Origin of the sequence: Acidiferrobacter sp. SPIII_3, from assembly GCF_003184265.1 — a bacterium.
GTDB lineage: Bacteria > Pseudomonadota > Gammaproteobacteria > Acidiferrobacterales > Acidiferrobacteraceae > Acidiferrobacter.
In genome coordinates this window covers 537,632-551,785 of the sequence record NZ_CP027663.1, presented here as the reverse complement: position 1 = coordinate 551,785, position 14,154 = coordinate 537,632, and the positions used below count along the sequence as shown (strand labels likewise).

Here is a 14,154-nt window from a genome sequence, read left to right as displayed (position 1 = left end):
GGGCATCGCCTGTGCATCGCCATCCGCGACTCAAGTCAGGACGACCTCGTACTCCTCTTGATTGTAGAGCGGCTCGACCTGGAGATGAATGGGTTTGCCGATGAACTCCTGCAGACGCGCCAGACTCTGCGCCTGATCGTCCGAAAGCCGGTCGACGACCACCTGCGAGGCGACCACTAGGTACTGGTCCGTGCCGAATTGCCGGGCCTCGCGCAGGATCTCCCGGAAGATCTCATAGGTCACGGTCTCGGGGGTCTTCAGCACGCCGCGCCCCTTGCACGCCGGACAGGTCTCGCACAACAGATGCTCCAGGCTCTCCCGGGTGCGCTTGCGCGTGATCTCCACAAGGCCCAGGGCCGACATGTCGGCGATGGAGGCCTTGACGCGATCCCGGGCCAGCGCGCGCTCGAGGGCGCGCAGCACCTGGCGCTTGTGATCGGGATCACCCATGTCGATGAAATCCACGATGATCATGCCTCCGAGATTACGCAGCCGCAGCTGGCGGGCAATGGCATGCGCGGCCTCGAGGTTGGTCTTGAAGATGGTCTCGGCGAGGTTGCGATGCCCGACATAGGTGCCGGTATTCACATCCACCGTGGTCATGGCCTCGGTCTGGTCGATGACGAGATAACCCCCGGACTTCAACGCCACCCGCCGATCCAGGGCGCGCTTGATCTCGTCCTCCACGGAATAGAGGTCGAAGATCGGGCGCTCGCCCGGGTAATACTCGATGCGCGGGGCCACGTCAGGCACGAATTCCAGGGCGAACTCCTGGGCCTTGGTATACATCTCGCGCGAATCGATACGCACCTTCTCGATATTGTCGCGCACGAGATCACGCATGGCGCGCAGCACGAGCGACAGGTCCTCGTGGACCAGACCATGCCGGTCGGGCTCGCGCATGCGCTCGGATACGCGTTGCCAGAGCTTGCGCAGGTAGTGGATGTCGCGCCTCAACTCCTCCTCGCTCACCTGCTCGGCCATGGTCCGCAGGATGAAGCCCCCAGGCTCATCGCCCATGGCCGAGCGCACCGCGGCGCGCAACCGCTCGCGCTCCTCCTCGTTATCGATCTTTTGAGAGATGCCGATATGGTCGCTGGTCGGCATGTACACGACGTAGCGGGCCGGCAGGCTGATCTGGGTCGTAAGCCGCGCACCCTTGGTCCCGATCGGGTCCTTGACGACCTGTACGGTCAGGTCCTGACCCTCGACGAGCGCGGGGGCGCCGGCGCCGTTGCCATACTTCATCTCCGCGGTCTGCAAGAATGCGGTACGCTCGAGCCCGATGTCGACGAATGCCGCCTGCATGCCTGGGAGGAAACGCGACACCCGGCCCTTGTAGATGTTGCCGACAAGACCGCGGTGACTGGCGCGCTCGATATGGACCTCCTGCAACACCCCATTCTCGACGACCGCGACCCGGGTCTCCTGGGGCGTCACATTGATCAGGATCTCCTCACTCACAAAAGGCCCTCAGCCGCCAGTAGCTGGCCGCATTCGTATAACGGCAGACCGACGACGCCCGAATAGCTCCCCGCGAGACGCGCGATGAACAACGCCGCGCGCCCCTGGATGGCATAGCCCCCGGCCTTGCCGATCGGTTCCCCGGTCGCGCAATAGGCATCGATCTCGGATTCGCAAAGCGTCTTGAAGGTCACGTCACTACGCGCCACCGCCTCGTTATGCCCCTGGCCTAGCAGGCATAGGGCGGTATAGACGGTATGTTCGACCCCTGACAGGCGGCGCAGCGCCGCGCGTGCCGCCCGCGCATCATCGGGCTTATGCAATATCACGCCATCGTGCACGACGATGGTGTCGGCGCCCAGCACCGGCGCATTGGCGAGTCCCCGGCGGTCGCGCTCGCGCGCCCCGGCGATGGCCTTTTCGTGGGCCATCCGCTGTACATAGGCAAGTGGCGCCTCGCTTGGGTGCGGCGCCTCGTCGATGTCCGGCACGAGTGTCACGAACGCCAACGCGATCTGCTTCAGGAGTTCCTGCCGGCGCTCCGAGGCCGAGGCCAGATAAATCAAGACGACCCCCTATGGTAAGGCTGCCCGCTCAAGGCGCTGTAGGCGCGGTACAGCTGTTCGGCCAGCATGACCCGCACCAGGGCGTGCGGAAACACGAGCGGCGACAGCGACCAGCGGTCGAAGGCCGCTTCGAGACAGGCATCCGCCAGCCCCTCCGCGCCCCCGACCAGAAAGGCGAGCGGACGGCCCGCGGCCAGCCACGTCTCGAGGTCGCGGGCCAACGCCTCGCTCGTACGCATGCGCCCCTCGACATCGAGCGCCACGAGCAGGGCATGGCGCGGGGCCGCGCCCAGGAGCCGCTCGCCCTCCTCGCGCTTGAGCCTATTCCGGTCGCCCGCACGCGTCCATCGCGCCGGCGCGATCTCGGTCAGTTCCAGACGGTAGGGGCCGGACAGGCGACGGGCGTAGTCCACGAATCCGGCCTGCACCCAGGCGGGGACCCGCGTACCGACCGCCAGCAGACGCATGGCCATCGATCAACGCCGCGGACCGCGCTCGCGCCGGCCATCCTCGCGCGCCCCGAACTCCTCGGACCAGAGCTTCTCCAGGGCATAGAACGCCCGCGTCTTCGGGTGCATGACGTGCGTGATGACATCCGCGCAGTCGATGAGTACCCATTCGCCGTCGCCCAACCCCTCGACACCCTGCGGCTTGTAGCCGGCCGCGCGCAGCGCATCGTCGACCTTGCGGCCGATCGACGTCACATGGCGGGTGGATGTCCCGCTGGCAACGATCATGGTGTCCGTAATGTCAGTCAAGGACCGTACATCGAGGACCACGATATCGTCGGCCTTGGCCTGTTCCAGCGCCTCTCGTACCCGCTCAACCTTCGTCATGATGCGATGATCTCCGATACAGTCCATGGGCCTCAATATAGGCCGGTACCCCGGGCGGCAGCCATGCCTCGGGGGCGATACCGTCGGCCAGAGCCTGGCGCAAGGCAGTGGCGGATTCGGGGCGCGCGCTGGCGGTAAACCGCAAGGCCCGGCCATGATCGGCATCCAGCAGATCCGCAGCGCAGCGCACGAGTCGTGGCCGGACCCATTCCGGGAGCCTATCGTCGAAACCCGGGCGGCTCACGATAATGACGTGGGCCAGACCCAGGACGCGCCGCCAGCGATGCCAGGCCGGCAGGCCGGCGAAGGCATCCGCCCCGAGGATCAGGGCCAGTGGCCGGTCATGGCGGGCACGCAGGATGGCGAGGGTATCGACCATGTAGGAAGGCCCTTCGCGCTCGTACTCGATCTCATCGATGTCGAAGCGGGGGTCGCCGGCCAGCGCCAGGCGCAGCATCGCGAGCCTGTGGCGGGCATCTGCGAACGGTGCGGGCCTGTGCGGCGGGCGGGCCGCGGGGACAAACACGATGCGCGACAAGGGCAATGCACGCATGAGGGCGCAGGCGACCGCGACGTGTCCGCGGTGCACCGGATCGAAGGTCCCGCCGAAAACCCCCAGGAGTGCTCGACTATCGGCGGATATGCCCGTCACCCCAAACCACGAACTTCTGGGACGTGAGACCCTGAAGCCCGACCGGGCCGCGCGCATGGAGCTTGTCGGTGCTGATACCGATCTCCGCCCCCAGGCCGTACTCGAAACCATCCGCAAAACGCGTCGAGGCATTGACCATCACCGAGCTCGAGTCCACTTCCCGCAAAAAGCGCTGGGCATGCGTCCAGTTCTCGGTCACGATGGCATCGGTATGATGGGAGCCGTAGCGGCCGATATGGGCGATCGCCTCGTCCACGCCGGCCACCACCCGGATCGCGAGGATCGGCGCCAGATACTCGGTCTCCCAATCCTCCTCGGTGGCCGACACCATGTCCGCCACCCGATCGCGGGTCTTGGGACAGCCACGCAACTCGACCCCGTGCTCGCGATAGGCACGCGCAAGCGGCGCCAGCAGCTCGTCTGCGCGGCGCTCGGCGATCAGCAGGGTCTCCATGGTGTTGCACGTCCCATAGCGCTGGGTCTTGGCATTCACCGCCACCGCCAGCGCCTTGGCGGCGTCGGCGTCGTCATCGATATAGACATGGCAGACCCCGTGCAAATGCTTCAACACCGGCATGCGGGCCTCATGGGCGACGAGTTCGACCAACCCCTTGCCGCCGCGCGGGATGACGAGATCGACCGCGCCCTCCATATGCAACAAGCATGTCACGGCCGCCCGGTCGGTGGTCTCGACAAGCCCCAGGGCCCCGGGCGGAAGGCCGGCCGCGGCCAGGCCTTCGCGCAGATAACGGGCGATGATGGCGTTGGAATGCAAGGCCTCGGAACCCCCGCGCAGGATGACGGCGTTGCCGGACTTGAGGCAGAGCCCGGCGGCATCGGCGGTCACGTTGGGCCGCGATTCGTAGATGATCCCGATCACCCCGAGCGGCACGCGCATGCGTCCCACCTGAATACCCGAGGGCTGCATCGCAAGCCCGGTGATCTCGCCCACAGGGTCCGGAAGGGCCGCGATCGCCAACAGCCCCTCGGCCATTTGCGCGATGCGCTCCGGGGTCAACGTGAGACGATCGACGAGCGCCGCGTCAAGACCGGCTGCGCGCGCCGCCGCCACGTCCCGCTCGTTTTCCGCGCGGATCAAGGCGGCATGCGTGCGCACGCTATCGGCGGCCACGCAAAGCGCCTTGTTCTTGACCCCCGTCGGGGCGCGCGCCATGGCCGGCGCGGCCTCGCGTGCCGCCCGCCCGAGCGCCTCCATATAAGTCACGATATCCGTCATCACCCCACCCCGTCTCCGCCGGGCATGCCCGCAAGCCCCAGGGCCACGCGCTCTATCAGGACCCACGCATCCCCGTCCGCCCGCCCCTTGTTGGTGCGGTCGAGCTCGGCGCACGTCTGCAACAGCTCACGCAGACGCGATGGCGAGAGCCGCCGCAGGGCCGCAAGCAGCAGCGCCTGACGCGCCGCCCATACCCGTTCACTCCGAAAGAGCTCGGCGAGAAGCGCCTTGCGGGCCTGCCGGGAGGCCATGCGGCCAAGCAGACGCACCTCGCGCGCCAGCGCCCATGATACCAGTATCGGGTCGCGGGCCTCCATGCGCAAGCGATTCGTGTAGCGATGGGTGGCAGCGAGATCGCCCTTCAGAGCGGCATCGGTCACCGCGAATACATCGAACCGCGCCTCATCGCCCATGATCGCCGCCAGGGCCTCGACGCCCGGGTGCGGCTCGGACTTCAAGCGCGCGACGGCATCGGCCGCGGCCCCCATATTGCCTTCCGTGAAATAGCTGATGCGCCGCGCGAGCTCCTCATCCACGATCCCGACCTCGCGCAGGCGCGCGCGTACCCACGCCAGGAGCTGTTCACCCGCCAAAGGGGCGGCGACCACGACATGACCCTCGCGCGCCACCGCCTCGACCCATGCGGCCTTCTGCGCGGCCCGGTCGAGCGCGCCGGTCACCACCAGCAAAACGGCGTCCGGGGCAATCAACGGCAGGCACGCGGGCAGCTCGCGACCCAGGCCCTCGCGGGCCTCGCGGGCGCGCAGCTCGTAGAGGCTGCGCGCGGCAAACAACGAAGGCGAGGCCAGGGCCTCCCGAAACTGCACCCAGGAAAACCCGCTTTCGAGGAAGAAGCGCTGGCGCTCGCCGACCCCGGCGGCAACGGCCGCCGCGACGATCCGCGTCACGGCCTCCTCCACCAGGAACGGTTCGTCCCCGCACACAAGATAGACACGGCGCAGATCGCCCAGCCGCGCGGCGAGATCCTCGGCTTTAAGGAGCATGGGATTTGTGAGGCGCCGCGCTGCCCGCCGAGGCCACGAGCGGCCCCTTATAGGCGGCCAGCGCCCAGACGATCTGGCGGGCGGCGGATACGCGCATGCGCCGCTCGAGATAACTTTGTTCGCGGGCCATCGCCAGCACGTTCTCGGGATTGAAGCTGTACTCGCGCTGCACGCGCACCGTGCGCGGCGCCATGAGCAACCTCCCGCCGGGCCCCACGAGACTGAAGGTCACGGCATAATCGAGGAGGTAGGCGCTCGCCCCGCCGTTGCTGTTCAGGGTTACGATCACCGGGGTCATCATCTCGCCGCCGAGCACCACCGTTGGGGCCTTGCCGTGGTCTGCGATCCGCACCCCGCGGTCTTCCAGGGCATGACGGACGACAAGCACGAGCCCCGGATATTTGAGACCGCTTGAAGGCATGCGCACACGCAGGACCGACAGCGAGGCCGGCAACGCGAATTCGTGGGCACTACGCAGATGAAAACCACAGCCCGCAAGGAGCAGCGCCGCGAGCCCCACGACCGCAAGGCCTCTCATCCGTTTGCGCTGACGATATTGACGAGGCGCCCGGGGACCACCACCACCTTGGCCACCGGTCGACCCTCGAGATGGCGTGCCACCGCCTCGTCGCCCAGGGCGACTGCCTCGATCGTCGCCCGATCGCAGTCGGCATCGACCGTGATCTCGGCCCGACGCTTACCGTTGACCTGGACGACAAGACGCATGGTGGCGCGCTTCAAGGCCTCGATGTCGACGGCAGGCCAGGCGGCGTCGACGATGGCCTCCGGTGCAAATCCCAGCTCCTGCCACAGGCGATGGGTGATATGCGGCACGATCGGCGCCAGCAGGCGCAACAAGAGGCCCAGGCCCTCGTACAAAAGCCGCGTGCCGGAGTCCGACACCGGCTCATCCAAGAGTCTTTGCAGCATGTTGGCAAGGCTCATGCAGGCCGCCACCACGGTATTGAAATGATACCGCTCGTAGTCACGCAGGGCCTGATCGAGCAGGGTTTGCATGTCGGCACGTAACAGCCTATGGGCCTCGTCGTAGTCCCCGTCCGCGGGACGTGGCCGTTGCGTGGCGCTGCGCGCCACACCCCATAGCCGCCGCAGGAAGCGATGGGCGCCGGCCACGGCATCATCGCTCCACTCCAGGGACTGCTCCGGGGGCGCCGCGAACATGATAAAAAGCCGCGCGGTGTCGGCGCCGTATTGCTCGATCAGGGCCTGCGGGTCGACGGTATTCCCCTTGGATTTGGACATCTTGGTCCCATCTTTCAGGACCATGCCCTGGGTGAGCAGGCGGGTGAAGGGCTCGTCGTTGCCCAAAAGCCCCTCATCGCGCAGGAGCTTGTTGAAAAACCGCGCATAAAGGAGATGGAGAATGGCATGCTCTATGCCGCCGATGTACTGGTCGACCGGCAGCCAATGGCGCGCACGCGCATCGAGCATCTCGCGATCGTTGTCGTGGCAGCAGTAGCGGGCGTAGTACCAGGACGATTCCATGAAGGTATCGAAGGTGTCGGTCTCGCGCTGCGCCGCGTTACCGCACTGCGGGCAGGAGACATTCACGAAGTCCGCGCGCAGGGCGAGCGCCGAACCACCCTGGGTGATGACCACATCCTCCGGCAGGCGCACCGGCAGATCCTGGTCCGGAACCGGCACCACGCCGCACGCCTTGCAGTGGATCATGGGGATCGGCGTACCCCAGTAACGCTGTCGCGACACACCCCAGTCGCGCAGCCTGAGCTGTACACGCGGGGCGCCGGCGCCGACCCGGGCCAGCGCCTCCACAATACGCGCGCGCGCCGCCTCCGAGGCAAGCCCCGTGAACGGGCCGGAGTCCACCAGTCGCCCGGGGCCGGTGTAGGCCGCATCACGTACGAGATCCGCGGCTTGGCCCTGATAGTCCTCGGGGACCACCACCGGGACCACTGGCAGATCGTAGCGCTGCGCGAACGCGAAGTCGCGCTCATCGTGCGCGGGGACCGCCATCACCGCCCCCTCGCCATAGCCCATGAGCACGAAATTGGCGGCGTAGACCGGCAGGGTGCGACCGGTCAAGGGGTGGATCGCCCGCCGGCCGGTGTCGACGCCGCGTTTTTCCATGGTCTCGACGGCCGCCTCGGCGGTCTGCATCACGCGGCACTCTTCGCGAAACCGCGCCACCTCTGGGCGCCCTGTGCTGGCGGCCACCGCCAGGGGGTGCTCGGCGGCCACCGCCAGATAGGTCGCGCCCATGAGCGTGTCCGGCCGGGTCGTGAATACCGTGAGCGTCCCGTAGCCCTCCACCGCAAACCGGATCTCGGCCCCCTCGGAGCGCCCGATCCAGTTGCGCTGCATGGTCGCGACCCGCTCCGGCCACCCGGGGAGCGCATCGAGGCCCGCTAGGAGCTCGTCGGCGTAGGCGGTGATGCGCAGGAACCATTGCGGGATCTCACGGCGCTCGACCAGGGTATCGCACCGCCAGCAGCGCCCATCCACGACCTGTTCATTGGCAAGCACGGTCTGATCCTTGGGGCACCAATTGACCGGCGCGGTGGCGCGATAGGCGAGCCCCTTACGATACAGGCGCGTGAACAGCCACTGCTCCCAACGGTAATACTCGGGACGGCAGGTGGCGATCTCGCGCCGCCAGTCATAGGCCAGCCCCAGGCGCTTCAACTGATCGCGCATGGCGGCGATATTGTCGTAGGTCCATTGCGCGGGGGGCACCCCGTTGCGTTCGGCGGCACCCTCGGCGGGCAACCCGAAGGCGTCCCAACCCATCGGCTGCAGGACGTTCATGCCCTGCATGCGCCGCCAGCGGCTGATCACATCCCCGAGCGTGTAGTTGCGCACATGCCCCATGTGCAGCCGCCCGGACGGGTAGGGAAACATGGACAGGCAATAGAACTTCGGGCGCGCATCATCCTCGGTCACCTCGAAACTCCGGGCCTGCGCCCAGAACGCCTGGGCCTCGCGTTCTACATCGATCGGGGAATAACGGTCGTCCATCGAACCTTGGGCTCGCTTCGCGTTGGCAAGGCCCTTATTATCCATGGATTGGCCCGGCACGTCTTGAGGGAGACGCACCGGGCCACGGCAAATTTGTTCTCAAGCCATGACCGTGGCACGGGAATTGGAGGTCAGCCGCAGATAATCCATGACCGTGCGTGAGCGCCTGCCGAGTCGGCGCATCATTGCGGCGATGGATTGCCCCGGTTTTTGGAAGGACTTGAGCACGCCCAGCGCGAAACGGCGCAGGCGGGTGATATTCTCCGGGCCGCGGCCGGTGCGGATGCGGCTGCGGTCCTCGTCGTAATTCCAGTCGAGCTTGTGATGCTTGGCTTCGATGGTCCAGTGCCCGCGATTGAGCTTGAGCAGACGTTCAGGGCAGGCGTTGTGCGAAGGACGGCTGGTGATCCCGAGCACGACCTCGCTGCTGTGCTTGCCGGTCGTCTTCTCGACACTTTCGCGCTCGATGAGGAAGCATTGGCCGACATGCGGGAAGTCGAGGTAATCGTTGAGCGCGTCCGTGCACCAGATGCGGCGGGTTTCGATGCGACCGTGGGCCAGGGTCGGCGTTTGGGTGTAGTCGGGTGCCCCGCGCTCCTTGAAATACAGCGCGATGGCGGCCTGAAGCGCCGGCTGGTTGCCCTTGACCGTGAAGTGGTAGTGTGCTCCTTGCCGGACGATGTGTTCAGCCAATGCGCGTTGCGTCAGCAGCGCATCGGCGGTGATGTCCCGGCCGGCGAGTTCGCATCCCGCAAGCAGCGGGATGGCCATGCCGATTTCGTTGGTCTGCTTGTGTTCGTCGGCCCCGGCTACAGGCAGGGTACCGACTTTTTTTGGGCGTAGCAGTGTTCGGACTCGTGTCCGACGACGCTCATGATGTGTGCCTGCCGGCCCTCGTCGTCAATGGCGCCCTTCATCGTCTTGCCGTCGATGGCCAGCGCCTCGTCGATGAGGCCCCAGGCCTTTTGCCACGATGCGAGCGCGGCGTCCAGGGCGCCCGCATCGATCCGGACGAGGCAGTCCCGGATGACGAATTCGCTGGGTACCTCGTAATGATGGTCCTTCCCGTTCATGCGCCTGCGCCGACAGCCGAAGCGCGCCCGGGCGGCCTGCCCCAGATCGGCGGCCCATTCGGCCATCGCCTTGTAGCCACGCAAGCCGCAGAGCGTCGCGCCAGCGGCCAGTGCCAGCACCACCGGCAGGCGGTGCCGACGCCCTTGGGCTCGGCGCGGATCGGGAATGGCGGCAAAACACAGGGGAAGGGAGCGCATTTGGTGGGCGTTGAGTTGCATCTTCGGGGTCCCGGTGAGGCCCAGCCGGTCGCGGTCGGGATGGATGAGCAAGGCGGTGGCGCGGCGGTGCAGCGGGCGCACGAACACCCACTTCGGCGCCTCGGCCTCGTCGCTGTAGCCTGTGCGCGTTCGCCGATAGCCGCGCGTCTTACCCAGTGCCAGCCAGTTGGCGGCTCGGTAGACGCCGCCATGAAAGCGGCGGGGATCGACGAAGGTTTCCAGCAGCAGCAACGAATGGCCGAAATGCCGTTGCCAGTCGGCGGCGACCCGCCGTTCAAGCAGGCCGAGCACACGCGAACCGACATTCGGGAAGCGGCCTTGCGGAAGAATCAGGAAGCGGCTGTTGTTGGCGATGAGCTTCAGGCGGTCATACTGGCTGCGGAAATCCCAGCCGATCCAGCGATCGCGCACGCCGCACTTGAGTGCAGCCGCCGATAGCGTGAGCTGCGCCAGCCATTGCCCGCGCCACGTGGCGACATACCAAAGGGTCTCGCCGAGCTTCGGGAGATCGCCAAGGTAATGATGACGGGCCATCTGCTCCTGATAACGCGGCCCTTCGCCACGCGTGACGGGCCGGACCACCAGTTCTGAAAGGGCCTGGCCGTCGAAAATCGGGGGTGCTTCCATACGCCCATGATGCCGCAGCGCTGCAGGCTTGTCCAGTGACCGAGGTTAAGTTGTTCTATAGGGACGGGAATCTTCTGAGGACAAATTCGCCCTGCGCACCGGGCCGACCCGCTCTCAGGCCTCCCGGCCCCCGGCATCGCCGCCGTGACGGGCGACGAAACCGGCCACAAAGTCGCGCAACCGGGGCAGGCCCCGGTAGCGGAGACCAAGGCGCTCGGCCTCCTGATCGACCTCCGAGAGACCCCAGCGGCGGTCGAGCGCGGTCTTCATGACATACATCGCCTCGGCACGCGGGCCTTCCGCGCAGTGCAGCAGATAGCCCGCGGGCGCGCGCGCCACCGCCTTGCGAAATTCCTCGACCTGGGCATCCGCGAGCAGGGGCGTGCGTACCGGGACGTTAATGTAGGCAAGTCCGAGCTCCTGGGCCGCGAGCGGGCCATCCTTGGGCCCCCTCCTCTCGCCCGGCTCCCGGAAATCCACGACCGTATGGACACCCTCGGCCGCCAACCGACGCAATTCCTGTTCATTCGGGGCACCGCCGACATAGACGTCGGTGCCGGCTTTCACAAAATGCATGGCATCGCCTCCAAAACATAGGGATGGATGGGAAGTTGGGGGGCCGGGATATCAGCCTTGCGGGCTCGCCTTCATTTCCTCGCAGTATTCCTGCAACTGCGGCGGTAGTTGCGGCGGACATTCGCCACACGCGGCATTTCCCGGGACCGCGTAATCGATGAACTTGGGATAAGGGAGCTTAAGCCCCCGCATGATGGCAAGAAACTCTTCGAGGGTCCGCCCCCCACCCAGACGCGGATTGCGCTTGCGTTCCTGGGCGATGGTGGACACCCGCCGGTCCTGATAATCGTGACCGGGATAGACGAGCTGGTCGTCTGGCAAGGTGAACAGGCGCTCGTGCACGCTCTTGTAGAGGGCGCGCGCGTCCCCGTTCTGAAAATCCGTGCGCCCGCAGCCGTCGATCAGCAGGGCATCGCCCGTGAAGACCTTGTCGCCAGCCACATAGGCCATATGCGCGGCGGTATGCCCGGGGGTATGGCGCGGCTCGAGCGTGACTGCGCCCATGACAAGCGGCTTGCCATCCTCGATGGCCACATCCGTGCATGCCAACCCCTCGAGCGCGGCCACGACGATGCGGCTGCCGGTCTCACGCTTCAGGCGCCGCCCCGAGGTGATGTGGTCGGCATGCACGTGGGTCTCCACAGTGTAGGCAAGTTTCAACCCGAGCTCGCGCACCACCCCCAGATCACGCTCCCAGGCGGGCAACACCGGATCGATGAGCAGCGCCTGCCTGGTGTCCTCGCAGCCAAGCAGATAGGTATAGGTGTTGGACAAGGGCTCGACTAGCTGGCGGAAGATCATCCCGTGCCTCCACGAAGTCTCGGTATCCTTTTATGGGGGCCATGAAGCGAAGTCTCAAGCAGACTCGCCACGGGCGCCGGCGGAGACCGCCATCGAGACCCGACACCAACGATCGCCGCGCATTCCCGAGACCCCGCCAGGAAAGCCGGCGTTACATTCGACGGGACACCATGTCGCGGCCGCTGATCACACGCTCTTTGGTCGACCTCGCCCTGAGCGGCGAATCCATTCCGGCCCATCCGGCCTTGGAGCGGCCCAAGCAAGCCTACACGCCGCGGTCCAGGAGGGCCGGCCTTTATCGGTCATTGTACCAAAGCACGCGCAAAACCCCCGCCGCTGCTGCAGATCGCGTCAGCGCAGGTCAGGCTTGTCCGACGAGGCGAAGATGAGGTTCTTGGGGCGGCCCTTTATCGCCGCATGCAGTAAGGCCAGGGAGAAGGTCGGATAGCCGCCTTCCGAGCCGGTCTTGCGTCGTTCGACGCCGCAACGGCGCCGCGGCTTATTGACGCAGGCGACGAAATGGCGTTGCGCGGTTTCGTCGGGGCGCGCGTCGGCCGAGGCCCGCCCCTCGAGGAGCTAGCTGCACCAAGCACCGGTCGGAGGCTTCAAAAGGGTGTGGATGGTACCCTGGCGGGTGACGACGATCAGGGGGGCTTCCTTCTGGCATCTGCGATCCTCAAAGAAATAGTGGTGCGCATAGCGTATAGGCGTTAGGGGGCACATGAGGCGCGAATAGGGCGCTTTTGGAGGGGGCGTTTGCGAAACATGGCCCCCCCAACACTGAGATGTTCGAGCCTTGCCACGCCAAGCGATAAAGGTTCCTCGTACCCCACCATGCGCCAGGGTCTCCACGGGCTGCGCGGGTCACCATCCTGGTGACGCCCCATCCCAAGATGGTGACGCACCAGGTCCGGCATCTTTCAGGAAAGACCCGGAAATCGCCGGGCGTCACGCATGGCCCGCGTTTTGCTAGCTTATGATCGGGAAAATGGGATCGCGCATAATGACGAGTCACCGGCGTCCCGGCTGGGTGGCGGACAATGGTTCTGGTAGGCTGTACGCCCAAGCGTATGGCGGCCAGAGTGTCATCGCAGGGCCAAACACACAAATGGGGGTGGTACCGTGGAGATTTTCCGGAACTCTCTGAGCCCTATGGTCGCGCTGGCAATCATTGCGGTATTCGACACCTTCCTGTTTCAGATTCGGCGCGGAGACCGTGGGCGTAAGCGAGATGATGATCGCGGGCTTGTACCTGAAGGTCCCGCATGGCGCCAAGGGGAGGAATCGCAGGCAGGACAGATAACACTGGAAGACGGAAGCAGCCACCCAATCAGTCGGGTCGTCAATGTGTTGGGGGATTCATGCCCACGTCCGCAGCTCATGACCAAAAAGGCCTTGAACGAGGCGGTGTCGGGGGCCGTAATAGAAATTAAAGTGGATAACTCGACGTCCATGGAGATCTTGCCGACCATGATGGCGGTGGTCCACGGCACGCACATCACGACCCTCAAGGCCGATCGTTGTTGGCGCGTCTTCGTGCGCAAGAACTAAGAAGGACGCGCTGTTCCCTTGTTGACGGGGCGTCGCTGGCCGGCATCATAACCGTCGGCGTCTTTAATGGGCGCTGACAACGGGCATGCTCTCGGGCCGAGGAGGCTATATGACGGTGAAAGATGTGCTTCATGAGGTGAGCCTGCCAGACGCCGGCTGCGCGCCGCCTGTGCAGCAGGCGCGGGCGGCTACGGGTGGCGGGGAGATGACGCCCGGCCAGATCCTTCTCTATTGCGGTTCGTGCATCGCCCTGGTGGTGATCGGCATGTCGTTTCTGATGCGCGCGGCCTCAGTGTCGCCGGAGACGATAAAGCGCTCGGAGACCCCGCAGACCGTGGGCCGGTTCGCGCCCATTCCGATGGGCGGCCTGTATGGCACCGTAACGGTCCGTGAACTCGTGAATTACTACCTTCAGAACCCGCCGCCGGCGCAGGGCGGGGCGTTCGTGCCGCGCCTGCCGAAGATCGGGGGCTGCTGACGGTGCATGCCGAACCGTTATCGACGGTCACCAGGAGGGCGGTCACCAAGAGCCGCTAACTACCCGTAAGGAG

At 66.0% G+C, this 14,154-nt stretch carries 15 protein-coding genes and 1 pseudogene; 2 read left to right on the top strand and 14 right to left on the bottom strand.

Going from position 1 to position 14,154, the window contains the following annotated elements:
* Positions 1–30: 30 nt before the first annotated feature.
* The 14 genes and pseudogenes from rng to C4901_RS19085 all read right to left on the bottom strand — a co-directional run.
* Positions 31–1,464, bottom strand: coding sequence for a ribonuclease G (gene rng / locus C4901_RS02875; protein WP_110136049.1), 1,434 nt, complete (start codon positions 1,462–1,464; stop codon positions 31–33).
* A complete protein-coding gene (locus tag C4901_RS02870; RefSeq protein ID WP_110136048.1) occupies positions 1,461–2,030 on the bottom strand; it encodes a nucleoside triphosphate pyrophosphatase in 570 nt (189 codons plus the stop codon). Before C4901_RS02870 ends, rng begins: the two co-directional genes overlap by 4 nt.
* Positions 2,027–2,503, bottom strand: coding sequence for a 23S rRNA (pseudouridine(1915)-N(3))-methyltransferase RlmH (gene rlmH / locus C4901_RS02865; RefSeq protein WP_110136047.1), 477 nt, complete (start codon positions 2,501–2,503; stop codon positions 2,027–2,029). Before rlmH ends, C4901_RS02870 begins: the two co-directional genes overlap by 4 nt.
* 3 nt (positions 2,504–2,506) lie before the next feature.
* Positions 2,507–2,866 carry a ribosome silencing factor gene (gene rsfS / locus C4901_RS02860; RefSeq protein WP_110138493.1) on the bottom strand — a complete coding sequence of 120 codons (360 nt, stop codon included), beginning with the start codon at positions 2,864–2,866 and terminating at the stop codon, positions 2,507–2,509.
* Positions 2,853–3,518: a nicotinate-nucleotide adenylyltransferase gene (gene nadD, locus C4901_RS02855; protein ID WP_168185511.1), complete on the bottom strand. Its 666-nt coding sequence runs from the start codon at positions 3,516–3,518 to the stop codon at positions 2,853–2,855. Before nadD ends, rsfS begins: the two co-directional genes overlap by 14 nt.
* A complete protein-coding gene (locus C4901_RS02850; protein ID WP_110136046.1) occupies positions 3,496–4,755 on the bottom strand; it encodes a glutamate-5-semialdehyde dehydrogenase in 1,260 nt (419 codons plus the stop codon). Before C4901_RS02850 ends, nadD begins: the two co-directional genes overlap by 23 nt.
* Complete coding sequence (holA, locus tag C4901_RS02845) at positions 4,755–5,759, bottom strand: DNA polymerase III subunit delta (protein WP_110136045.1); 1,005 nt, start codon at positions 5,757–5,759, stop codon at positions 4,755–4,757. Before holA ends, C4901_RS02850 begins: the two co-directional genes overlap by 1 nt.
* Positions 5,749–6,297, bottom strand: a complete 549-nt coding sequence (gene lptE / locus C4901_RS02840) for an LPS assembly lipoprotein LptE (protein ID WP_110136044.1) — start codon at positions 6,295–6,297, stop codon at positions 5,749–5,751. Before lptE ends, holA begins: the two co-directional genes overlap by 11 nt.
* A complete protein-coding gene (leuS, locus tag C4901_RS02835) occupies positions 6,294–8,756 on the bottom strand; it encodes a leucine--tRNA ligase (protein ID WP_110138491.1) in 2,463 nt (820 codons plus the stop codon). The genes lptE and leuS overlap by 4 nt, the downstream gene beginning before the upstream one ends.
* Positions 8,757–8,855: 99 nt before the next feature.
* The gene (locus C4901_RS02830) at positions 8,856–9,527 is read right to left on the bottom strand and encodes an ISAs1 family transposase (protein WP_110136043.1); all 672 of its coding nucleotides are present in this window, start codon (positions 9,525–9,527) and stop codon (positions 8,856–8,858) included.
* A gap of 38 nt (positions 9,528–9,565) precedes the next feature.
* Positions 9,566–10,675: a Druantia anti-phage system protein DruA gene (locus C4901_RS17860; RefSeq protein ID WP_205736087.1), complete on the bottom strand. Its 1,110-nt coding sequence runs from the start codon at positions 10,673–10,675 to the stop codon at positions 9,566–9,568.
* Between the two features lie 114 nt (positions 10,676–10,789).
* Positions 10,790–11,251 (bottom strand): beta-lactamase hydrolase domain-containing protein, encoded by a 462-nt coding sequence (locus tag C4901_RS02820; RefSeq protein WP_110136042.1) that lies wholly within the window; start codon positions 11,249–11,251, stop codon positions 10,790–10,792.
* A gap of 51 nt (positions 11,252–11,302) precedes the next feature.
* Complete coding sequence (locus tag C4901_RS02815) at positions 11,303–12,052, bottom strand: MBL fold metallo-hydrolase (protein WP_110136041.1); 750 nt, start codon at positions 12,050–12,052, stop codon at positions 11,303–11,305.
* A gap of 351 nt (positions 12,053–12,403) precedes the next feature.
* Positions 12,404–12,568 (bottom strand): annotated as a pseudogene (locus C4901_RS19085) (hypothetical protein); the annotation flags it as partial.
* A 636-nt stretch (positions 12,569–13,204) separates the two neighbouring features.
* On the opposite strand from C4901_RS19085, the gene C4901_RS02800 reads away from it, so the two are divergent.
* On the top strand, positions 13,205–13,603 hold the full coding sequence (locus C4901_RS02800; RefSeq protein ID WP_110136039.1) for a sulfurtransferase TusA family protein: 399 nt from the start codon (positions 13,205–13,207) through the stop codon (positions 13,601–13,603).
* Between the two features lie 109 nt (positions 13,604–13,712).
* Positions 13,713–14,081, top strand: coding sequence for a hypothetical protein (locus tag C4901_RS02795; protein ID WP_110136038.1), 369 nt, complete (start codon positions 13,713–13,715; stop codon positions 14,079–14,081).
* The last annotated feature ends 73 nt before the right edge of the window (positions 14,082–14,154 follow it).

Excerpts from the sequence above, each read along its gene's own strand:
- C4901_RS02815 (WP_110136041.1), bottom strand. The coding sequence starts at position 12,052 with ATGATCTTCCGCCAGCTAGTCGAGCCCTTGTCCAACACCTATACCTAT.
- C4901_RS02830 (WP_110136043.1), bottom strand. The coding sequence starts at position 9,527 with ATGGCCATCCCGCTGCTTGCGGGATGCGAACTCGCCGGCCGGGACATC.
- rsfS (WP_110138493.1), bottom strand. The coding sequence starts at position 2,866 with ATGACGAAGGTTGAGCGGGTACGAGAGGCGCTGGAACAGGCCAAGGCC.
- C4901_RS02850 (WP_110136046.1), bottom strand. The coding sequence starts at position 4,755 with ATGACGGATATCGTGACTTATATGGAGGCGCTCGGGCGGGCGGCACGC.
- lptE (WP_110136044.1), bottom strand. The coding sequence starts at position 6,297 with ATGAGAGGCCTTGCGGTCGTGGGGCTCGCGGCGCTGCTCCTTGCGGGC.
- C4901_RS02800 (WP_110136039.1), top strand. The coding sequence starts at position 13,205 with ATGGTCGCGCTGGCAATCATTGCGGTATTCGACACCTTCCTGTTTCAG.
- C4901_RS17860 (WP_205736087.1), bottom strand. The coding sequence starts at position 10,675 with ATGGAAGCACCCCCGATTTTCGACGGCCAGGCCCTTTCAGAACTGGTG.
- rlmH (WP_110136047.1), bottom strand. The coding sequence starts at position 2,503 with ATGGCCATGCGTCTGCTGGCGGTCGGTACGCGGGTCCCCGCCTGGGTG.
- leuS (WP_110138491.1), bottom strand. The coding sequence starts at position 8,756 with ATGGACGACCGTTATTCCCCGATCGATGTAGAACGCGAGGCCCAGGCG.
- C4901_RS02820 (WP_110136042.1), bottom strand. The coding sequence starts at position 11,251 with ATGCATTTTGTGAAAGCCGGCACCGACGTCTATGTCGGCGGTGCCCCG.
- holA (WP_110136045.1), bottom strand. The coding sequence starts at position 5,759 with ATGCTCCTTAAAGCCGAGGATCTCGCCGCGCGGCTGGGCGATCTGCGC.
- C4901_RS02795 (WP_110136038.1), top strand. The coding sequence starts at position 13,713 with ATGACGGTGAAAGATGTGCTTCATGAGGTGAGCCTGCCAGACGCCGGC.